The sequence below is a fragment of the Bifidobacterium mizhiense genome, assembly GCF_020884755.1.
In the GTDB taxonomy this organism is placed as follows: Bacteria; Actinomycetota; Actinomycetes; order Actinomycetales; family Bifidobacteriaceae; genus Bombiscardovia; species Bombiscardovia mizhiensis.
Window position 1 is genome coordinate 87,693 of sequence record NZ_BPWE01000005.1, and the last position, 22,313, is coordinate 110,005.

Sequence of the window (22,313 nt, forward strand, 5' to 3'; positions counted from 1 at the left end):
GCTGTTGTAGAACCTTCAACCGGAGGCGTTTGCGCGCATGGTATGGTAGTAGGTGTAACACCTTGGGGTCGTGGGTGTTTGGGGAATTGATACAGTTTCTTAGTATAGCTTTTTAGCACAGTTTTGAGTGCGATGTCCGGGGGATGCTGTACAGGCTCTGCGAAGAAGGGGGTCAACTCATCATGCGTCAGCGTTCGGGCATGGCAGCAGCAGCCCTGGCCTTTCTCCTAGCCCTGTCCTGCACACCCGCTTTGGCCGGGAGTACCGACAGTCCATCCGAAGAAGCCACGCCCACCACCCTGGACAAACAGCAGGGGGATGATAGCCCGCAGACCGTATCGCCGTCCTCCTCCCCACCAATGTCTTCCCCACCAACGTCCTCACCCCTGCCAACGTCCTCGCCCCTGAACCACACGACCCCGATGCCTTCCTCACCCACGCTCGACACTGCCGGCGATGCTGATGCCGTCCAGGCCCGGTCCTCCGCAACCTGGACGGTCAGCTTCGATACGGCAGGCGGCGGCAGCGTTGGCAGGCAGACCATCCCCGACGGGGGCCAGGCCAGTCGGCCCAGCCCCGACCCCACCAGGGACGGATATTTGTTCGACGGCTGGTTCCAAGGCGACGTCGCCTACGACTTCACCCAGCCCGTCACCGGTAGCATCACCCTCACCGCCCACTGGACCAAGGGAGACGGCCATTGGGCCATCAGCCCCAGCCAAGGGCCCATAGCCGGGGGCGCCAAGGTCACCCTCACCCCGCCCGCGCAACGCGGCATCAAACTCAGCCAGCTCAGCATGGGCGGCCTTCATTCCGCGGCCATCAGCTCGGACGGCAACCTCTACACCTGGGGAGACAATGGCGCAGGCGAGCTGGGCGACGGCACCAACACCAACCGGTCCACACCAGTCCATGTCAAAAAGCCCAAGGGCACGCCGGAAAAATTCATTTGGAAAGAAGTCAGCATAGGCTGGGACCATTCCGCGGCATCCGGTTCGGACGGCAACCTCTACATTTGGGGCCAAAACGGCCGCGGCCAGCTGGGCAACGGCACCACCACCAACCAGAACACACCGGCCCCGGTCAACAAGCCCCAAGGCACGCCAGCAGGATTCACCTGGAAACAATTCACCCTAGGCGACTTGAGTACCGCAGCATTCGGTTCGGACGGCAACCTCTACATCTGGGGAAACAACCAGTATGGGCAGCTGGGCAACGGCACCACCACGAACCAGACCAGGCCGATCAAGGTCGACAAGCCCCAAGGCACGCCAGCAGGATTCACCTGGAAACAGGCCAGCCTTAGCTGCAATCATTCCGGAGCTATAGGCTCGGACGGCAACCTCTACACCTGGGGATGGAACTTCAGCGGCCAGCTGGGCGACGGCACCACCACCGACCGGCACACGCCGACCCTGGTCAACAAGCCCCAAGGCGCACCCGCCGGGTTCACCTGGAAACAGGTCAGCATAGGCTGGCAGCATTCCGCGGCAATCGGCTCGGACGGCAACCTCTACACCTGGGGGCAAAACTACAGAACCCAGCTGGGCGACGGCACCAACACCGACCGGCACACGCCGACCCTGGTCAACAAGCCCCAAGGCGCACCCGCCGGGTTCACCTGGAAACAGGTCAACCTAGGCGACTGGCATACTGAGGCGTTGGGCTCGGACGGCAACTTCTACATCTGGGGAAGCAATGAAAACGGCCAGCTGGGGGACGGCACCAACACCACCCGGAGCAGGCCAATCCCGGTCAACAAGCCCCAAGGCGCACCCGCCGGGTTCACCTGGAAATACACGATCCCTGGATGCAACCATACCGCAGCGATCGGCTCGGACGGCAACCTCTACACCTGGGGAGTCAACGGCAACGGCCAGCTGGGCAACGGCACCACCACCAGCTGGACCAGGCCGGGCATGGTCAACTTCCCCGGCGCCGTCACTCCCACCAGCGTCCTGTTCGGCCAGGCCAAGGCCACAGGAATCACGGCCAACCAAGACGGCACCTGGCAGGCATCCACGCCCAAGAATGAGCCGGGGGGCGTGGACGTGACGGTCGGCTGGAGCCGGAACGGGCCGCAGCCGGACGATCACCTGCAATACACATACATCGCCCCCCAATACCAAGTCGGCTTCAATTCCAAAAACGATTCCTGCCCCGCCCCCACGGGCATGCCCCCCAGCCAGTCCGTCACCCAGGACGGGCAGGCGGAACGCCCCTACCCGGACCCGAGGGCCGAAGGCTGCCTGTTCGACGGCTGGTTCCAAGGCGATGTCGCTTACGACTTCAGCCAGCCAGTCACCCATGACACCACCCTGACCGCCCACTGGACCAGGGAAGACACGCAGCACTGGTCCATCAGCCCGGACCATGGGCCCGAGACCGGCGGCACCGAGGTGACCCTGACTCCGCCCGCACAGCGAGGCATCAGATTCAACCAGATCAGACTGGGCTACAACCATTCCGCAGCCATCGGCTCCGACGGCGGCCTCTACACCTGGGGAGGCAACGACGACGGACAGCTGGGCGACGGCACCAACACCAGCCGGAGCAGGCCGGCCCTGGTCGACAAGCCTCAGGGTGCGGCGGATGGGTTCACCTGGAAACAGGTCATCCTCGGCGGCTGGCATTCCGCAGCCATCGGCTCCGACGGCAACCTGTACGCCTGGGGGGACAACGGCAGTGGCCAGCTGGGCGATGGCACCACCACCAACCAGAACAGACCAGTCCTGGTCAACAAGCCCGATGGGGCACCCAAAGGATTCACCTGGAAACAGGTCAGCCTGGGTGGCTTTCATTCCGCAGCCATCGGCTCGGACGGCAACCTCTACACCTGGGGGTACAACGAGTACGGCCAGCTCGGCAACGGCGCCACCACCAACCAGAACAGGCCAGTCCTGATAGGCAAGCCCCAAGACGCTCCTGAAGGATTCACCTGGAAACAGGTCAGCCTCGGCGGCTGGCATTCCGCAGCCATCGGCTCCGACGGCAACCTCTACACCTGGGGAGACAACCAGTACGGCGAGCTGGGCGACGGCACCACCACCAACCGGCAGACGCCAATTCAGATCGCGAAGCCCAATGGATTCACCTGGACACAAGCCAGCCTAGGCGAACATCATTCCGCGGCCATCAGCTCCGACGGCAGCCTGTACACCTGGGGAAGAAACTCCGAGAGCCAGCTGGGCGACGGCACCACCACCAACCGGCAGACGCCGATTCAGATCGCGAAGCCCAATGGATTCACTTGGGCACAAGCCAGCCTAGGCGACGGGGATTCTGTAGCTTCCGGATCTGATGGGAACCTGTACGCCTGGGGATGGAACATCAGCGGCCAGCTGGGCGACGGCACCACCACCGACCGGCAGACGCCGACCCTGGTCAGCAAGCCCCAGGGGGCACCCAAGGGATTCGCCTGGAAACAATCCGGCGTGGGATGGTATCATTCCGCAGCCATCGGCTCCGACGGCCAGCTTTACACCTGGGGAAACAATGGCAACGGTCAGCTGGGGCGCGCCCCCTCCAACGCCTGGCCGGCCAGCCGGCCGGGACCGGTCGGCTTCCCCGGAGAGCCGCAGACCACCAGCGTATGCTTCGGCCAGAATCAGGAGCAGGGCACGTGCCTCGCCGCAGGCAAGGACCTCAAGCCCAGCCCCGACGGCACCTGGAAGGTGACCACTCCCCCTTACACGCCGGGGCTGGCGCCCGTGGCCATCGACTGGACCCAGGATGGCAAGCAGCAAGAAACCGACAAGGGCAACACCTACCGGTACCTGCCCATCGCCAGCCTGCCCCTGACCGGAGGCGACGGCATGCTCCTTCTGCTCGCCATAGGACTGCTCACCGCAGGAGCCGCCACAGCCGCCAAAAGCCGCCAAAAGCAGGCCCGCACGACAGGCAGCATGAACACTTCACACAAGTAAGCAACAGTCCGGGCCGTACAACAATCACAGCCAATACCAGCCTGGCACCTGATGACCAGGCAAACATCTTCCACATATAATGCGGGCATCCGAACCCGCAGAATGCAGGTCAGGCCTGGCCCTGGTCCTGGCTCTTCCACCAGTCCCGCAGCTCCTGCTCGGCTGTCTGCTGGTCGACCGGGCCCTGATCCAGACGGTAGTCCAGCATGTGCTGATAGGCGCGTCCCACCTGCGGTCCTGGCTTGAGGTTCAGAATCTGCATGATCTGTTGTCCATTCAAGTCGGGCCGGATGGCATCCAGATCCTCCTGCCGACGCAGTTGAGCCACCCTGTCCTCCAACTCGTCCATGGCGGAGGAGAAGACCTGAGCCTTGCGCTTGTTGCGGGTGGTCGCATCGGCCCGGGTCAGGCGATTGAGCCGCTCATAAAGCGGACCGGTCTCCCGGGCGTAGCGGCGTACGGCCGCATCGGTCCACCGCTCGTCCACATAGCCGTGGAAACGCAGGTGCATGGAGATCAGGTCGCAGACGTCAGCGATCAGATGGTGGTCGAAGCGCAGGGCCTTGAGGCGCTTGCGGGCCAACCGGGCCCCGACCGCGTCGTGATGATGGAAGCTTACCTTGCCACCGGGCTCAAAGCGTCTGGTGGCGGGCTTGCCGATGTCGTGCAGCAGGGCGGCCAGACGCAGGGTCAGGTCCGGAGCAGGCACAGGTCCGTCAGGTCCGGTCTCCAGGGCGATGGCCCGGTCCACCACCATCAGGGTGTGCTCGAAGACGTCCTTGTGCCGGTGATGCTCGTCGATCTCCAGCTGCAGGGCTGGGATCTCAGGTAGAACGATGTCGGCCAAGCCGGACTGTACCAAGGCCTCGATGCCCTGGACGGGGTGGTCGGCCAGCATGAGCTTGGTCAGCTCATCGCGAATCCGCTCGGCCGAAACGATGCTGATTCGTTCGGTCATGCGGGTGATGGCCTCGGCTGTCTCCGGTGCGATGGTGAATCCCAACTGGGCCACGAACCGCACGGCCCGCATCATCCGCAAGGGGTCATCGTCGAAGGATTGGCGGGGATCCACCGGGGTTCGCAGCACCTGCTTGGCCAGATCGTTGGCCCCCCGGTAGGGGTCTACGAAGACCAGATCGGGCACCCGCAGAGCCATGGCGTTGACGGTGAAGTCACGCCGTGAAAGGTCGCCCTCAAGGTTGTCCCCATAGTCCACCTCGGGCTTGCGGGAGTCGGGATCGTAGGTGTCTCGCCGGTAGGTGGTCACCTCCACCTTGACCTCGGTGCCGTCTGGACGCCGCCGAAGCGCACCCAGGGTGCCGAATTTGCGCCCCATATCCCAGAAGCCCGACCCCCAGTGACGCAGGATGGGCTCGAACTGCTCGGGCCGGGCCGAGGTGCAGAAGTCCAGGTCATGGGAGGGCCGGTGCAGGAGCAGATCGCGTACAGGACCCCCTACCAACGCCAGTTCATATCCCTGCTCGGCGAAGAGGCGTCCGAGCTCGATGGCCTCCGGCCAGACTTGGAAATCCACGCTCACCCTTTCCTACGGAGTTGATGCGCCTACTAGCATACCGTTACCCCACCTGCACATTACCTTACGTAGAGTTGGAGTATGATTACGCCCGCGGACATGGCGCGCATGCTTGCACATAGCGCCGACTCTGCGGGCACCCATGCCCGCGGACAGCAGGGGCAGGACCATCTTGTGGAAACCGTAAGCGAACGTCTGGATCCGCGGGTTCGCGAGCGCATACAGACCGAGGATGACATACCCACGCCTGCCCTCATGCCTCGGCATAAGCATGCCTCAGGACCTTCCACCTTTGCCTCCCTGGATGCCCAGGAACTGCCCGTAGTGCGAGAGTATTCGGCGGGTGGGCTGATCTTCGACCGACATGACCGGGTGGCCATCATCGCCCGGCACTCCCGCTCGGGCCACCTGGAATGGTGTCTGCCCAAGGGGCATATCGAGAAGGGGGAAACACCCGAGCAGACGGCCGTGCGCGAGGTTCACGAGGAGACGGGGATACTGGGCAGGGTGACCGACTCCATCGCCACCATCGACTACTGGTTCACCGGAACCAACCAACGGGTCCACAAGCTGGTCCACCATTTCGTCCTGCGGATGATCGGCGGATCCCTGAGCGTGGAGGGCGACCCTGATCACGAGGCCGAAGATGCCATCTGGGTGGACTTTTCCGACCTGACCTCGGTGCTCAGTTATCCTAATGAGCGTAAAATAGCCTGGCTCTACGCGAGGAAGTACAAAAAACAGCCATGATCCAGACCCCTCTGCGCCCGAGCGGGCGCACCAGCCAGCGCACCCATGCCTTCAATCGATGGGCCGGGTGGGCTCGAATCCTACCGGCGATCGTCCTCCTGCTAGCCCTGGTGGTGACTCCCTGGCTGCCAACACCGGCACTGGCTGCCCCCAATCATCAGAACTCGGCCGAAGTGGCCCTGCGCTGGTCGACGCCTGTGGTGACTGACAAATCCGGTTATGCCCTGCGCGCTACGGTGACCAACACCGCGAACCAGCCTATGGAAAATGCCCATCTGAGCGTGTCCACCAGTGCCCTGTACTCCTTCAGCTCCCGGGCCGACATGCAGGCTTGGTCCGAAGGCCACGCCCGCATCCCCACCCCGGACGTGCTGGGTACACAGACCGTACCGACAATCCCGGCCGGGCAGAGCACTGAGGTTTCAGTCAATGTGCCGGCTGATCAAGGCGCGATCAAGAAGATGACCAGCTGGGGGCCCAAACCCATCCGACTTTCCCTAAGCGACGGTCAGAATCGGGTTCTGGGCGACGTGTTCACCTTTTTAACCCGAACATGGGATGGACTGCCCACTGCTGGCACCCCTGCACTGTCTCTGACCATGGTCATGCCGCTGATCTCCTCGGACTGGAACATTGACGACAAGGCCATGACAGCGCTGATGACCCAGCCCGGTACCGAATCCGAGTCAGACCCGGGCAAGAATAAAGACCAGAGCGTGACACTGACCCGTCAAGGGAGCCGCCGCCAGGAAGATCAGAGTCAGCTGCTGGCTAAGCACGGGGCCCTGCAGGCCTTGGGCGATCCGGTCTACCTGTCCGCCTTCGCCAACCGTCCCAAGATCCAGGGGCTGATCCAGCCAGCAGACTTCGACATCACCGGATACGCCTCCCAGAACCAGGATCGCTATGCCAAGGCCGGGGTCACCCCCGAGTCCTGGAGCGCCCAGACCGCAGCCAAGCTCTATCCTGATGCCGCTTCCGGCACATACGCCTGGCAGGGCAGGCAGGAATGGACCATGGAATCCATCGCTGCAGCCCGCCGCGCCGGCTACCAGACGGTCATTGCCCCGCAGGGCTTCGAGGTAGGAGCCGGCACCTCCGCCCACACCGGCAAGTACACCATCGACACCCAGGCCGGACAGGTGACCGTCCTGTCGGCCCAGCGCGAACTCAGCAACCTGGCCAGGGGCAACCCCAGCTCCACGCGGGCCACCGGGGAGCAGACCCAGGCGGGGCAGACGGCACGCTTCATGGCCCAGAGCGCCTTCTATCAGATGGAACAGCCCTACGCCGAGCGCTCCCTTATGGTCTGCTTTGATGCTGATCAGGACACTCAGCATGCGGACAGGATCATGACCGAGTTGGAGCACGCTCCCTGGATCCACCTGGAACCCATGGACAATCTGATGCGAGCACCCGACTTCACCGGCGGCTCATCTGGCCTGCTCAAGGCCCTCGAAGCCGATGACGGTCAGGGCGGCGCCAAACATGGTGACAGCTCGGCAGCCACCTTGGACTCCCTGATCGCCAGCAGGGCGGACATCGACCGGTTCGCCTCCTCCATTCTGGCCGATGATCAGAAGACCGCCCAGCCCTCTGCCAGCGCCACGGCCGGCAAGGCCGACAGCCAGGCCTTGGCCCGACAGGATGCTGACACCACCGCCCGCCAGCCCAAGGATCCACACCAGTGGCTGAACCGGCTGACCGCCGCCCACGACGATCTAGCCCTGAAGTCCCTGGGCGGAACCCCAGCCGCCGCCGGCCTGGCCGATCAGGCCGGCGCCATATCCCACCGGCTCCTGGACGGCATCAGCATCACGCCCAGCGAGTCCCTGAACGTGGTCAGCGAGACGGCCTCCATGCCCGTCACCGTCAGCAACAGCCATCCCTACCCGGTCCACGCCCGCATCAGCGCACGAACCGACTCCATGGAGATCGTCACCTCGCGCCTGGCGGATGTGGTCATTCCCGCCCGATCCGAGGCCCAAGTGACCTTTAAGGTCAGAGTGGCGACTGCCGGCAGGGCCAACGTGGACATCGGCCTGCTGGACAGCCAGGGCCGTCCCTTCGGCCAGATGCGCCGGGCTCAGATCACCAGCAATCTGCGTCTGAGCGACATGAGCGGCCTGCTCATCATTGTCTTCGCTGTGCTCCTGGGGCTCCTGGGGCTCTGGCGGCAGTTCCACCGCACGAAGGACCCGGACGAATGAGCTCCGTAGGGCGCAACTCCGCCATCATGGCCACGGGCACCGCGGCCTCCCGGGTGACCGGGCAGATCCGCACCATCCTGCTGGCAGCCGCCATAGGCACCACCGGGATCGCAGCCGATGCCTACCAGACCGGCGCCATGATCCCCCAGGTCATGTTCACCCTGATCTCGGGCGGCATCTTCAACGCCGTCCTGGTCCCGCAGATCGTACGCACCCTCAAGGAGAGGGACGCGGCTGACCGGCTGAACAAGCTGATCACCGTCGCCATGGTTCTCCTGGCCCTGCTGACCCTGCTGCTGATGCTGGGCACCCCGGTGCTGACCACCATCTATCTGAACTCCAAGTGGAACCCCGCACAGCGCGCTCTGGCCAACTCCTTCACCCTCTGGTGCATGCCCCAGGTCTTCTTCTACGGGCTCTACACGGTACTGGGTCAGATCCTGGCCGCCAAGGGCCGATTCACCGCATACGCCTGGAGCTCGGTGGGCGCCAATCTGATCAGCTGCCTTGGCTTCCTGGTCTTCATCCTCCTGTTCGGCAACGCCCGCAGCCAGCCGGTGGGCTTCTGGGACAACGGCAAGGTGGCCCTGACCGCCGGAGCCTGGACCCTGGGAGTGGCCTTCCAGGCGCTGGTCCTCTTCATCCCCCTGATCATGAGCGGCTTCCGCTATCGACCGCGCTGGGGCCTGCGGGGCATCGGCCTGCGATCCATGGGATCGGTGGCGGCCTGGAGCATGGGTGTGGTGGTCATCGACCAGCTGGCCAACGTGATCAACGCCCGCATCAACAATGGCGCCCCCCTGGAGGGCAACCCCTTGGACATCGCCGGCAACGGCTCCTACCAGAACGCCTACACCCTCTTCATCCTGCCATACTCCCTGGTGGCCGTTTCTGTCAGCACGGCCATCTTCCCCAAGCTGTCCAAGGCGGTTTCGGACGGCCGCATTGAGGATGCCCGCGAGGATCTGAGCCAGGCCCTGCGCAATGTCGGGCTGATGATGTTCTTTTTCACTGCGGTCATGCTGGCCATTCCTGTGCCCATCACCCGTGCCCTGCTACCCTCCGTGGGCGTCCACGAGGCAGTCCTGATCTCGGGACCACTGATAGGTCTATCCCTGGGGCTGGTGCCCATGAGCGCCTTCCTGCTCATTCAGCGCACCTTCTACGCCTTCGAGGACGGAAGGCATCCCTTCATCTTCGCGGCCGTCTCCAACACCATCCAGGTGGTGTTGGTCCTGGCATCCATCCGCCTGGCCCCTCCCCGTTATTGGGCGGCCCTGGTGGGACTCAGCCTGTCCTTGAGCAACATCCTCAGCTTCCCCATGCTGGCGGGCATGCTGCGCAGGCCCTTCCAGGGATATTTGGATGGCCGACGCATCCTTGGCACCTACGCCAAGGCTTTCCTAGCGGCGGGTCTGGCACTGGCGGCATCCCTGACGGTCAAGACTCCGCTGACCCGCCTGGTCGGCGCCTGGGTCCAGGACCGGCAAGGCCACATGAGCTGGGTACAGGCACTCTTTATCTGCGTGGTCATCACCCTGCTGACAGCGGCCATCTACGCCGTGACCCTGGTTGCGCTACGCACCGAGGAATTCACCCAGCTCATGGTCGACCTGGCCCGCCGTCTGGGCAGGACGGCCCGGCACCCGGTCCGCAGCCTGGACGCCTTGGACGGACGGCCCTCCCGACTGGCCGACCGCTCGGTCAGGGTGGTGCACTCCTCCTCTCCTGATTCCACCCAGCCTGGCATGGACGCGGCTCTGGAGAACTTCGAAGAGACCCGCGAGCCCGGCACTGATGGAGAATCCGCGACAGCCGGGCCCCCTCCAGCCCCTCCGGCCCCGCAACCCGTTAGGATTGTGCCTAGGAACAGCACGGTCCACCACGGCGTCGCCAACCACAGGCGACGCCCCACTTCTGATGAGAGCTCGGCAAGCATGAACGCGCATATCGGAGACACCATCCTCGGCAGATACACCTTGGTCACCCTGCTCCGCCGTGCCAACGGCTTGAGCGTCTGGCGGGCCAAGGACAAGGTGCTGGACAGGGACTGCCAGCTCTTTATCGCCGGCGATTCGACCTGCACGGATCTGATCAACGTCAACGCCTCCGGCCTGGCGCTGAGCAAGGACCGCCGATTCACCCCGGTCTACCAGCTGCACACCAGGGACGGGGTCTCCCTGATCGTCACCGCTCCCGATGCCGGCATGTCCCTGAGGGACTACATGCACGGGCCCGCCGGCGAGACGTTGAGCGACCGGGCCATAGGCACCATCATGGGTGAGGTCACCGAGGCCATGCGCACACTGCATGCCGCCGGCATGGTCGACTATGCAGTCTCAACCAGTACCATCAGGCTGGCGCCGGCCTCTATCACCCTGGCCGATGCCCCCATCTCGCCCATGATCGCGCACCCGTCAGTCCCGAACGAGACGGGATTGGCTGACGAGGAGCATGCCATACGCGAACTGGCTGGCGTGCTCTACGCCATGCTGACCCGCCGACCCGACCAAGACGGACGACAGCCCAGCCTGCAAGCGCTTCCCAAACACACACCCGGGGAGTTCAGGATCATCTGTATGCGCGGACTGGGACTGACTGATGATCAGGGGGCCAAGCCGGTGCCCCTGGTCACCCTGGCCGAGCTGTCGGCACTGCTCAGCCCCTGGATCCCTCCCGAGGAACTGACCGACAGCGATCTGATCTGGCCTGAGATGGACGGCCGCGCCTCCATCGAGACCGTGGCTCTGAGACCGGTGGATCCCAAGGATGTACTGCCCCTGCCCGATGGGCTGACCTCCTCAGCCCTGCCTGCCGCACAGACTGTGACCCATAATGAGCCGCACTGGAAGACCAACCAACTGCTCTTCCCCGGCCGGAGCGAAATCGAGATGCTCAATCCCGAAGACACGGACACCGACCTCTTCTCGCTCTTCGACGAACGTCAACGGCTGCGCTCCTTGAGCAGCCGCTCCCGCAAGACCGCGGCCATGGATGTGAGCGCACTCAGGACGACGACTGCCAGGCCCGCTGCCTTGAATGACGAGGAGTCCAAAGCAGTGACTGGGCGGATGCCGACCGTGGGAGACGATCAGCATCGGCCGCCCGAGGCCATCAGCGGCAGCGGCGTGACCGCCGACAATCCCGTGGAGCGCGGCTTCACCCAGTGGGACTTTGACAAGTCCAGCGACGAGAAAAGCGATGAGACCGGCGGTCGTCAGGCCAGGGCGGCATCCAGCCGGACCGCCTCACAGACCGTCCCACAGAGTACACATGCCCGGCGCCAGGATGACGCCGAGGCACACGACAGAACCCATGCACGCGTGGCCGGCGGCTCGACCGATCAGGCATACGAAGAGCGGCAGAATGACCGCTCGAATCAGGATGCCGAACGAGCACCCCGATCCTCCAAGAAGCGCGATTTTGACGAAGAAGAGCAGCAGACCACGGTCATGGAGCCTCTGCCCCCCAGCTTCACGCCCGAAATTCACTCCATGCCAGCGCCGGTGACGTATTCGGAACTTCCGGACGATAGCCAGGACGAGGATCTGGATGACGAGACAGATATGGCCGACACGCGTCTATTCGGCCGTTTCACGACTCGCTCCGTAGTCATTGCCGTAGCGGCAGCAATCATCGTAGTGGCCTTGGTGTGGGCGATCTCGACCATCTCCGGCTCCCGACCCAAGGTCGGCAAGGAGGAGGGCGGCTGGCCGGTCATGTCCAACGTCCCCTTCCCCGGTGGGACCGATGGGGACGAGGAGGCGACAACTTCCAACAATGGCAAGGCCAAGGCCAACGGCAAGGCCAAGGCCGGTACCGACAAGGTCAGCCATGCTGACAAGGTGGCCAAGAAGGTTCCCAATCCGCCCAAGCCCAAGAACACCACAGCCTATCAGTCGGATCGGCAGCTCTTCCTGAACAAGCCCGCCGGCCTGCAGGGCTTCGGATGGTACATGCACCTGACCAAGCCGGAGGAAGTCTCCCGCCTGACCATCGTCATGCCTCAGAGCGGCGGCCATGCCCAGATCTACGCGAACTCCACAGCGGCCCAGCCCAACCAGGGGCAGCCGCTGGCCGACTTCAGCTTCGATCCCTCGGGCACCACCCAGGTCACCCTGCGTGAGCCGGTCACGACCCAGGATCTGGTCGTCTGGGTGCCCATGGACGGCATGCCGGGCAACTCCCTACGCTTCACGTCCGTCCAGGCCTTCTAAGCAGGTCCTCCACACGTCCCTGGCTGGAACACTTGGCTGTCCATTCTTGCTGCTGTCTTGCTGTTGCCGATCCTGAAAGCAGCTAGGATTGAAAGTTCCTGGAAAATGGGAAGGAATCCCAGGCGGGGTTCCGACCATGGGTGTACCGAAATGGTAATGTGTTGGATTTTTCCTCCAACAAAGCCCTTGCAGGTAATACAGTTTCCTTAGACAACGGCGGCAGGAAGGCGGAAGTCAGTCATGGCGGATGATCCCAATATCGCACCCAAGGTCATCAAGAACGATCCCTGGTATAGCTCCTATGCAGCACGAGCCGAGCAGATGCGCGCCTCCGAAATTCGCGCTCTCTTCGCTGTCGCCAATCGACCCGAGGTGGTCTCCCTGGCCGGCGGCATGCCCTACCTGGGCCGGATGCCTTTCGATAAACTGGCCGACCAGCTTGGCGACATGCTGCGGAGCAAGGGCCAGGTGGCCTGGCAGTATGGGTCAGCACAGGGCGATCCCCATCTGCGCGAGGACGTGCTGCCCATCATGGAGCTGGAAGGCATTAAGGACGTTCAGCCGGATGACGTGGTCATCGTCAACGGTTCCCAGTCGGGACTGGACCTGATCACTAGAATCATGTGCGATCCGGGCGATGTGGTGCTGGCTGAGGCACCCAACTATGTAGGCGCCCTGGGCGTCTTCCAGTCCTTCCAGGTCGATGTGGTCAACGTGGTCATGGACGGAGACGGACTGATTCCCGAGGCTCTGGAAGAGACCATTCTTGAGCAGCGCCGTCAAGGCAAAGCGGTCAAGTTCCTCTACACCGTGCCCAACTTCCACAATCCCGCCGGCGCCACCATGAGTGTCGAGCGGCGGCCGCGAGTTATCGAGATCGCCAGAAAGTACCATGTGCTTATTGTCGAGGACAATCCTTATGGACTACTGGCCTTCGACGGGCAGACCTATCCGGCCCTGCGCTCTTACGACTCCGAGGGCATTGTCTATCTCAGCAGCTTCTCCAAAATCATCGCCCCAGGCATGCGCGTGGCCTGGATGGTTGCGCCTCCTGGCATCCGACAGAAGCTGGTTCTGGCCAACGAGTCAGCCATCCTTTGTCCTTCCAACATGAGCCAGATGACCATCACCACCTATCTGGACAACTTCGACTGGAAATCGCAGATCAACGATTACCGGGGAATGTACAAGGAACGCTGCGATGCCATGGACGAGGCTTTGAAGGAATATTTGCCCTACTGCTCATGGCTGAAACCCAAGGGTGGCTTCTACATCTGGCTGAAGATACCCCAGGGTCTCAACGCCAAGGACATGCTGCCCAGAGCGATCACCGCCAAGGTAGCTTACGTGTCAGGCACAGCCTTCTACGATAACGGGGAGGGCGCGGATCATATGCGCCTGTCCTTCTGCTACCCCACCCCCGATCGGATCCGGGAAGGAATACGCAGACTGTCCACAGTCATCGAGAACGAACTCGCCACCGTCCGGCTGTTCGAGCCTGACGGCGACAAGGAAAGGGGCTGAATCATGGCGGCCAAGCACAGCAAGACACCTCGGCAGCAGACCGGCGGCAAAACCGTGGCAACCGGCAAGGCCAAGACAACCGCGAGCACGAAGACGACCACGGTCGCAAGTCCGACCAGCGCTGCGGCCACCACTTCAGCCACAGGTGCCAGCGAGGTGGCCAAAAAAGCCAGGCGGACCTCACATCGCTCCATCCGTGAGGCCACGCCAGTCACCATGGACGATGTCACCTCCCTGGCCAGCAAGGCCACCAAACGTGCTGATAAGTCGCTCCTGGTGATCTGTGGTGGCCTCAGCCATGAGCGCGATGTCTCCATCAGCTCGGGTCATCGAGTTCAGGGATTCCTGGAGGAGGCCGGGTGGACAGTCCAGGTCCACGACATGGATGGCTCGCTTCTTCCCTACCTGACCGACGAGTCGACCCGCCCTGATCTGGTCTGGCCTTTGCTGCATGGCGCCAACGGTGAGGACGGTTCCATCCGTGACGTCTTGGAAATGGCCGGATTGCCTTACATCGGATCCCGGGCCAAGGCCTCCCGGACCGCCTGGAGCAAGCCCATCGCCAAGAACGTCGTCCGCATGGCCGGCTTGCACACTCCGCATTCCGTGACGCTGCCAGAGTCCATGTTCCGCGAGCTGGGTGTCGAACCCGTTATCGATATGCTTCTAGGTTCGCTAGGACTTCCACTCTTCATCAAACCCACCATGGGCGGCTCAGCCATGGGTTGCACCATGGTGACGGAGCAGAGCCAGCTCACCCAGGCGCTGATCAATTGCTTTGCCTACGGTGATGTAGCCCTGATTGAACAGGCTGTCACGGGCACCGAGGTCTCTGTGTCCATCCTCGAGTTTGACGGACACCCACTGGTTCTGCCTCCGCTTGAAATCTGGACTCCCTCAGGCACCTACGACTTCGAGGCTCGTTCCACACCTGGCCCGACAGAGTTCTATGTTCCAGCCCGACTGGATGCCAAGACCACACAGGCTGTCAGCGATGCTGCACTGACCGCTCACCGGGCTCTGGGGCTCCGCGATATTTCACGAACTGATTTCATCGTTGATGCCCAAGGTCAGCCGCAATTCCTGGAGTCCAATGTGGCGCCCGGTATGACGGACACATCGCTTCTGCCACAGTCAGCCCAGGCCGCTGGCTACAATCTGCCAGAGCTATACACGGCATTGGTTCAATCAGTTTTGAATCAAAAGCGAACCGATTGAGACCTTAAAGCCCCTCTGGTTCTGCCTATCGTTCGGCTAGCACGTACAAGGTCCGCCTGATGCATGATGTGCAATTTGTACAATATGCGTCAGGCGGATCTGCAATATACGCCGATTGCAATACAGGCACAGCAGATAGCATACAGGGCGGGCACCAGATTCCCATTAGCATTCTTTCCCAGCCATACAATGGCAGTGGTTCATTGTTCGCCACTCATCATCGATTATTTCTCGCCTTCTATTCGATATGCCCAGCTCCCCACTTCTGATGTACTCTCCACTTCTCTTTTGCTACTCAGCCAAAGCCGATATTGATCGAAGGGCATGTTCAGTCAGATCACGGTTTTATATTGTCAACCAAACCGATTTGCAAAATCGACGCAGACCAATGGATTGCCGATGCTGCAATGACTGGTCGTCCTCCGAGACTCAACTAACAGGAAACCGCGGTATTCGTTCACACCCTTGAATGCAATCGCGGTCGGTATCCAATGTTTCACGTGAAACATTCTGGGGTGATCAACTTACTGCACGAACTCCAGCGAGAGCCTCAAACGGTATAACGGCCTATGACCGACAGCGAATCCTGCACCTTAAAAGTGCGAGTCGAATAAAGAAATGGTCGACTGAAAAAGAAGACGACCCTCGCAGGATTGCAATCACTACGGATGCTGCCTGATTTTGCTGAAGATGTTATACCAAGTTTTTCTATCAAAGTACGCGTAATTGCATGTAGGTTTTGCTGCTTTTATAGCGTCGAGAATCGATCCATTTCAACTATGCCAGCAAGAACTTCGAGCGAGGGTTGAGTCTTCACCTGCAAATTATCATTCGTTCACCGGCATAGTTATCCCGGTTCATTTGCCCCTATTTGTCAATCCTCATCGCTGAGAACACATCTTCCGATCAGATTTCATTTATTAAGCCATCTTGCTGACGCGGTTTGCTTCCCCCACGCACTCTAGGGCTCATAGATAAATGCCCATAGATACCCTGCAAATCAGTGGATTAATATATCCAAGGGGATCCATCCTTGTTCAAAGGCCATACTTCATAAGATCAAACAAGCGATTAAAACCGCACCCTACTACAATTGGGCAGTCCTCGGCCTTGCTCAATATGCCTTACTCATCTCTGCTGCTTTCCTCGCTCTTGTTCGATCCGCGCGAGGAACTTTCACCAAGTTCTTCCTGAGTTGAGGATGCATACCGGTCGGTAGATCTAACTGACATGTCATCATCAGCGACAAGGTTTTTATCTGTTATCGGAGAATCTGCGCCCAACTCGTCTTCATTGTCATCAGAGCTTGGAGGATTCCAAAAACGCCAGCTATGCCAGCTGTCATCCTCACTCTTATTATCTGTTTGATGACTAGGATGCTCCCGCAGCAACCGATCAACTCGGAGCATAAACCAGATCAGCACCAGAATCGTCCCAAGATTGGTTACGATGGCCACTATCACGGTTTTCTCCATAGTTTAAGAATAACCTGCTTCTGTCAGAAACAGACCTACTGTGAGATAAGTAGCGCCCTTTTCGCCCACCGCGTGTGCCCCAGTCATCCTGCATGGATACAGTAGCGTTATGAAGCAAACTGTTCATGATGCCATTGTTATAGGGTCCGGACCAGCAGGTTACACGGCCGCCATTTATCTTGGAAGAGCCGGATATGCTCCACTGGTGATTGCTGGAGCCCTAACGCCCGGCGGTCAGCTTATGAACACGACAGAGGTAGAGAATTTCCCTGGATTCCCAAAAGCGGTATTGGGTCCGGATCTGATGGATCAGATGCGCGAGCAGGCCGAACATTTTGGTGCTCAGATCGAGTACGACGATGTCGTCTCAGTTGACTTGAGTGGAGATATCAAACGGATCACTACCGATGGCGGTGAAGAATACCAAACTCGAGCTGTCGTTATCACCACTGGTTCGCAATATCGAAAATTGGAGATTCCTGGAGAGCGCGAGTTTTCTGGGCGAGGTGTTTCCTACTGCGCCACATGTGACGGATTTTTCTTCAAGAATAAGCCGATTGTGGTCGTTGGCGGCGGCGACTCTGCCATGAGTGACGCAGACTTTCTGACCCGTTTCGGTTCTTCTGTCACCTTGATTCACCGTCGCCAAGGCTTCCGCGCTTCAAAAATCATGGTGGACCGAGCCAAGGCCAATGACAAGATCAACTTCCTTCTCGATTCGGTCGTCACGCAGATCAACGGTGACGGTAGCGGTGTAACCTCTTTGGATGTGCGCAACACAGCAACTGGCCAGCAGTCAAATATTCCAGCAAATGGAGTTTTTGTTGCCATCGGATTCACCCCCCAGACTGCTTTCTTCAAAGGACAAGTCGACTTGGATCAGGACGGCTATATCCTGGTCAAGGGCGGTTCAACCAAGACCTCCACACCCGGAGTCTTTGCCGCTGGTGACGTAACCGACAAAGTCTATCGTCAGGCCATCTCTGCTGCTGGCATGGGTTGCCGAGCAGCCTTGGATGCCCAAGAGTATCTTACGAGTTTGGATAACCGCTAAGACCTGATACGCCCTGCAAACAAGAATTTACGTGCCTGGCAGTTTAAGATTGCCAGGCACTTCGTTTATCGACTATTTCAGCAGCTTATTCAGTTGCACTTAATTGTCTATTGGTTACGACGAAATAGCCCGCTCAACAGAAACATCACTGACCCTACAGCTTTTTCTATCGTCTCCTGCTGATATAACTACTCTCTGCTAAGGAGACATTACAGAACCCAGCCCCCCCCCCCCCCCAACGCCGCGTCGAAAATCCTACAGACCTTGCTAGCTTAGGTATGCTACTTCCCTGCCAGGAAAGGAACCTTGCTTCATCTAGAACCACATCTAAGCGGAGACTTACCTCTTAGCCGGCACACAGCACAGACATAAGCAACCACTCCAGTACGCCCAACTAGCTAGCCAGCTAGTCAACGACTCACCGCATGCCCCACACTTGGGTGCGCTCATCCACCCATGACAGCTAACCAGTTGAGATACCGATCGGACCGGATGTAGTTAACCGACAACACGACTTGGCTGATCAGTTAGCAGTTATTCAGAACCGAACAGTCTGCCAACATAAGTATATTGCGCACAGCCTTTCAGCACAGATATATCTGGACAGTGACTGGCACTTACTAATGATGGTTTAATCATTCTGATCTTAAGACAAATGCAGCGATTGCTCATCAGCTCATACGGGACCTGTTTGAGCTATGAAGCAATCGCTCGCCTTATCGGCAGGGTTTGGTTAAGCAACCCTTGCAGTCGCATTCTGAGAATAGGATCAAACCCAGCCTTTATCGCCCGAACGATTGCCATTATTTGGGGATTGATCCTTCTCCAAGAGAATGCCAACAATACGGTCCATATCTTCTGGCGAAGAAAATACGATTTCTATTTTCCCGTGCTTTTTAGTCCCCTTGATAGCCACCTTCGTATCAAAGTGACTTTCCAGGTCCTGGCGTACAGGACTATCGGCCCAGGCGTTTACTCTAGGCTTTTTTGCTTTCTTCTTCGCCTGTCCGGTCTGCAAGGCCACAAGTTCCTCGGTAGATCTTACCGACAATCCTTCAGCGATGATCTTGTCTGCCAAAGCAGTCATGGACTTTTCATCCGGTAAAGTAAGCAAGGCGCGGGCATGTCCAGCTGACAACACACCTGAGCTGACTTTTTTCTGAACACTGGGGGGTAACTTCAACAGGCGAAGTGTGTTGGTGATCTGAGGTCTGGACTTAGAAATTGACTTAGACAAACCGTCCTGAGTCAAGCCGAACTCATCGATCATTTGCTGATAAGCTGCTGCTTCTTCCAAAGGATTAAGAGCTACTCTATGGAGATTCTCGAGCAAGGCATCACGCAACATGGTGTCGTCGCTCGTCGTTTTAACAATTGCAGGTATGGTATCTAGGCCAGCCAACCTAGTAGCACGCCAACGACGCTCACCCATTATGATTTCATAATGAGTTGTTTGCCGCAGATTCACGTCTCTCTGGTTTAAAAGCTGTCCCGATCGCTCTTCACCGGTCTTAGCGTCAACAGCTTTTGATTTACTGCCTGCGCTGACAACTGAGGTTGTTTTATCTCCAGTTGTTCTTGGATAGTCTGCAAGAGTCGATCTTCGCACCACTATCGGCTGCAATACACCAACTTCCTTGATGGAGCGGGACAGCTCCAACAGTTCATCTTCATCGAAGATCTGTCTCGGTTGCTGTGCGTTGGGCCTAATATCGTCCACACGCACTTCAGCCAAGTACCCGCCTTGGACGGGTTCCAGCTTCTCTTGGGTATTGCCTTCTGCCTTATTTAGCTCAGTATCATTGCCAACAGGAACTGCACGGTTAACGCTTTGCCGAGCCTCTTTTGTCCTATCGTCGACAGCATCACTCGATTTCATCATCGACGATGTTTCACGTGAAACATTCGTCGTCGTAGGGCCAAAGAATAAATCACTAGGGTGTTCCAAGCTGCTGATGGAGGGAACAGACCGACGCTTGGTGGTCCTCTTCGACGTTAATGTTTCACGTGAAACATCGTCGGCGATTGACTTGGAAATACTGACTCGCTTTTGTCCTGCGTTGGTACGTTTACGACCACTCTTAGAGGACTTTGCTGAATCCGCTAGTTCTGAGCCAGCACGATCCGAATGCTGAGTACTTCTTTCTGTTTTTGCCTTGCCTTTTGTTGTCTCGTCCTTCTCTAGGCGCTTTTGTCCATTTGATTCCGCACCCAAACCTTGAAAAATCGGCTGCTTATTGCTTGAATTTGGTACTTTGTTATCTTGTCGCCGACTATTATTGTCAGCATTGTTTTCATCATCTTCACCTGGCAATGCGGGGAATAGAGCCCCCAAGCCCTTGCCTAACCGTGAACGGCTTGTCATGTCCTCACTCCCCCTGTCTTCTATTGGCAATATGTTCCAGTACCTGGTTGGATCTCTGGGCGATTTCTAACGCTGCCTCCTCATAAGCAATAGCACCGGCTCCTTTAGGGTCGTAGGTGACAACGCTTTGCCGGAAGCTGGGAGCTTCAGAGATTTTGACTGAACGCGGAATGGTCGTATTAAGCACTATCTCTGGATAATGTTCCTTGACCTGATCAAACACTTCTTTGCTTAACAGTGTTCGCCTATCGTACATCGTCAGCAACATTGTCGAGATTACAAGGTAAGGATTATAGCTTTGCTGAACAAGCCCTATGGTATGCAGCAGCTGTTGCAGTCCTTCAAGCGCATAGTATTCAGCTTGTACTGGGATCAATACCTCATTGACTGAACACATGGCGTTCAGAACTAGCAATCCGAGACTAGGTGGGCAATCAACGAGAACATAGTCATAATGCTGATGGCAGACTTTAAGATAGTCAGCAACTGCTTTTTTCATTAGCTGATTGCGGTTGGGCATATCCGCAACTTCCAGCTCAGCTCCACTTAAGTCAATGGAAGATGGGACAACCTCTAGATTGGGGAATTCAGGGGAAACTACCTTAACGTCGTCAATCCCAAGACGGCCTTCAAGTACATCATACGTTGATGGAGTCCCGGACTCATGAGCTACTCCCAATGCAGTAGAAGCGTTGCCTTGTGGATCCATATCGATGACCAACACACGCTGATTGAATTCAGCAAAGGCGCATGCCAAATTAACTGTAGTTGTGGTCTTCCCTACCCCGCCCTTTTGATTTGCAACGGCGATGAAGCGAGTTTTTGAAGGATGAGGGAATTCAGCCTGGCGTAAAGCCTGATAGCGTGCAGAAAGATCTGCCATTTCCGCACCTGACACCGAACCTGTCCCGTCAGCGAATATTCGATTCAGAATATCCGTTGCCGACTCCATACCTGATGCGTTCGGCGTACCTTGCTCACCGATATCCGAGGTATTTCTCGAAACGGGTTTCACCTTCTTCGATGCGGTCACGAACCATCCTCCTTTTGATAACAAATCAATTTTCCCGTCCTAGTTGGACATGTCAGAACCAATCGCTAGTTACACACAGTCACTGTTCATAACTGTGGATAAGTGTGGATAGGTCCAATACCGGATCTGTCACCGACCCTCCCCTTAAATTATTAGCTTTGCCTTGTAATTATTGGCAATTCTGCCTCTTCCTGCACCACATCATGACCCACAAAACACAATGTGGATAATTCATTTGTCAGGTCTCAATTGTGCATAACTTTAAAAACCGCGAATCTGTCAATTAACTGCGCCTCATCAACACGAAGCACTATTCATGGTTATTATCAATGATTAGTCCACCTACCGAGAAGTCTTAATAACACTGCTACAAATGTCTAATTAAACTCATAGACAAATCCTTATACAACTGTACTGCAAGATAGTGTTTCACGTGAAACATCTCAATTGTTCAGGAAGTTTCATCTCCTTGTTGCTTGTTAGCTTACACAGTTCAGTGTCACAGTTCTGCCCACTCTGTATTCTAAGGAGGTTTATGTGCAAGCAAGGACTACCACGTATTGAGCAGACAGCACTGGTCGCAAAATTATGAATTTAAGCTGTTACATTGTTAAGCAGCTGGCATCAATATCTGATAGGTGTTCCACTATACTTCATGAGAATATGGTTGAAAGAAAATAGCTAGAATAAAGTTCAAAGATCATTCCTAATCAAAATATAGAGGATATCGTGATTCCCTTTCATTTATACTCAATTACCGGTGATCAAGATTATTGAATTCCATGTCAATGGTTTCACGTGAAACTATCTTTAGTGCACGCACTAGAAACTGGGGATGGCCTCTTGTGCTCAATTCAGCTATCCCTCCATACCCGACATCAAAAAGGCATAGTCAGCGTTGAAACCGATTTAGAAATTGCTTCTGGTTGTATTAACCGATTAATCAAGCACTCACTTATACATTTGCAAAGATCGACAGCGCTCTATGAGTATTAATGAAGATACAA

Annotated in this window: 11 protein-coding genes; 7 read left to right on the top strand and 4 right to left on the bottom strand. The window is 58.1% G+C overall.

All coding sequences use genetic code 11. From position 1 onward, the window contains the following. The first annotated feature begins 182 nt into the window (after positions 1-182). A complete protein-coding gene (locus tag LPC22_RS07390; protein ID WP_229133331.1) occupies positions 183-3,926 on the top strand; it encodes an RCC1 domain-containing protein in 3,744 nt (1,247 codons plus the stop codon). Positions 3,927-4,035: 109 nt separating this feature from the next. Here the strand turns inward: LPC22_RS07390 and LPC22_RS07395 are convergent, their stop codons facing one another. Then, positions 4,036-5,460, bottom strand: a complete 1,425-nt coding sequence (locus LPC22_RS07395) for a CCA tRNA nucleotidyltransferase (protein WP_229133332.1) — start codon at positions 5,458-5,460, stop codon at positions 4,036-4,038. An 81-nt stretch (positions 5,461-5,541) separates the two neighbouring features. Here LPC22_RS07395 and LPC22_RS07400 point away from each other — a divergent pair, with 81 nt between their 5' ends. From LPC22_RS07400 to LPC22_RS07420, 5 genes are all read left to right on the top strand, one after another. After that, on the top strand, positions 5,542-6,210 hold the full coding sequence (locus tag LPC22_RS07400; protein WP_121914869.1) for an NUDIX hydrolase: 669 nt from the start codon (positions 5,542-5,544) through the stop codon (positions 6,208-6,210). Beyond that, complete coding sequence (locus LPC22_RS07405; RefSeq protein WP_229133333.1) at positions 6,207-8,420, top strand: DUF6049 family protein; 2,214 nt, start codon at positions 6,207-6,209, stop codon at positions 8,418-8,420. Before LPC22_RS07400 ends, LPC22_RS07405 begins: the two co-directional genes overlap by 4 nt. Beyond that, complete coding sequence (locus tag LPC22_RS07410; RefSeq protein ID WP_229133334.1) at positions 8,417-12,637, top strand: murein biosynthesis integral membrane protein MurJ; 4,221 nt, start codon at positions 8,417-8,419, stop codon at positions 12,635-12,637. Before LPC22_RS07405 ends, LPC22_RS07410 begins: the two co-directional genes overlap by 4 nt. A gap of 240 nt (positions 12,638-12,877) precedes the next feature. Then, positions 12,878-14,161, top strand: a complete 1,284-nt coding sequence (locus tag LPC22_RS07415) for an aminotransferase-like domain-containing protein (RefSeq protein WP_229133335.1) — start codon at positions 12,878-12,880, stop codon at positions 14,159-14,161. A 3-nt stretch (positions 14,162-14,164) separates the two neighbouring features. Continuing rightward, a complete protein-coding gene (locus tag LPC22_RS07420; protein WP_229133336.1) occupies positions 14,165-15,379 on the top strand; it encodes a D-alanine--D-alanine ligase family protein in 1,215 nt (404 codons plus the stop codon). Between the two features lie 1,124 nt (positions 15,380-16,503). Here the strand turns inward: LPC22_RS07420 and LPC22_RS07425 are convergent. After that, complete coding sequence (locus LPC22_RS07425; protein WP_229133337.1) at positions 16,504-16,854, bottom strand: hypothetical protein; 351 nt, start codon at positions 16,852-16,854, stop codon at positions 16,504-16,506. A 109-nt stretch (positions 16,855-16,963) separates the two neighbouring features. On the opposite strand from LPC22_RS07425, the gene trxB reads away from it, so the two are divergent. Beyond that, entirely contained in the window at positions 16,964-17,908 is a 945-nt protein-coding gene (gene trxB / locus LPC22_RS07430; protein WP_229133338.1) for a thioredoxin-disulfide reductase, read from the top strand. Positions 17,909-18,677: 769 nt separating this feature from the next. Here trxB and LPC22_RS07435 read toward each other — a convergent pair. After that, positions 18,678-20,273: a ParB/RepB/Spo0J family partition protein gene (locus LPC22_RS07435; RefSeq protein ID WP_229133339.1), complete on the bottom strand. Its 1,596-nt coding sequence runs from the start codon at positions 20,271-20,273 to the stop codon at positions 18,678-18,680. A gap of 4 nt (positions 20,274-20,277) precedes the next feature. After that, entirely contained in the window at positions 20,278-21,225 is a 948-nt protein-coding gene (locus LPC22_RS07440; protein WP_029676100.1) for a ParA family protein, read from the bottom strand. Positions 21,226-22,313: the final 1,088 nt, after the last annotated feature.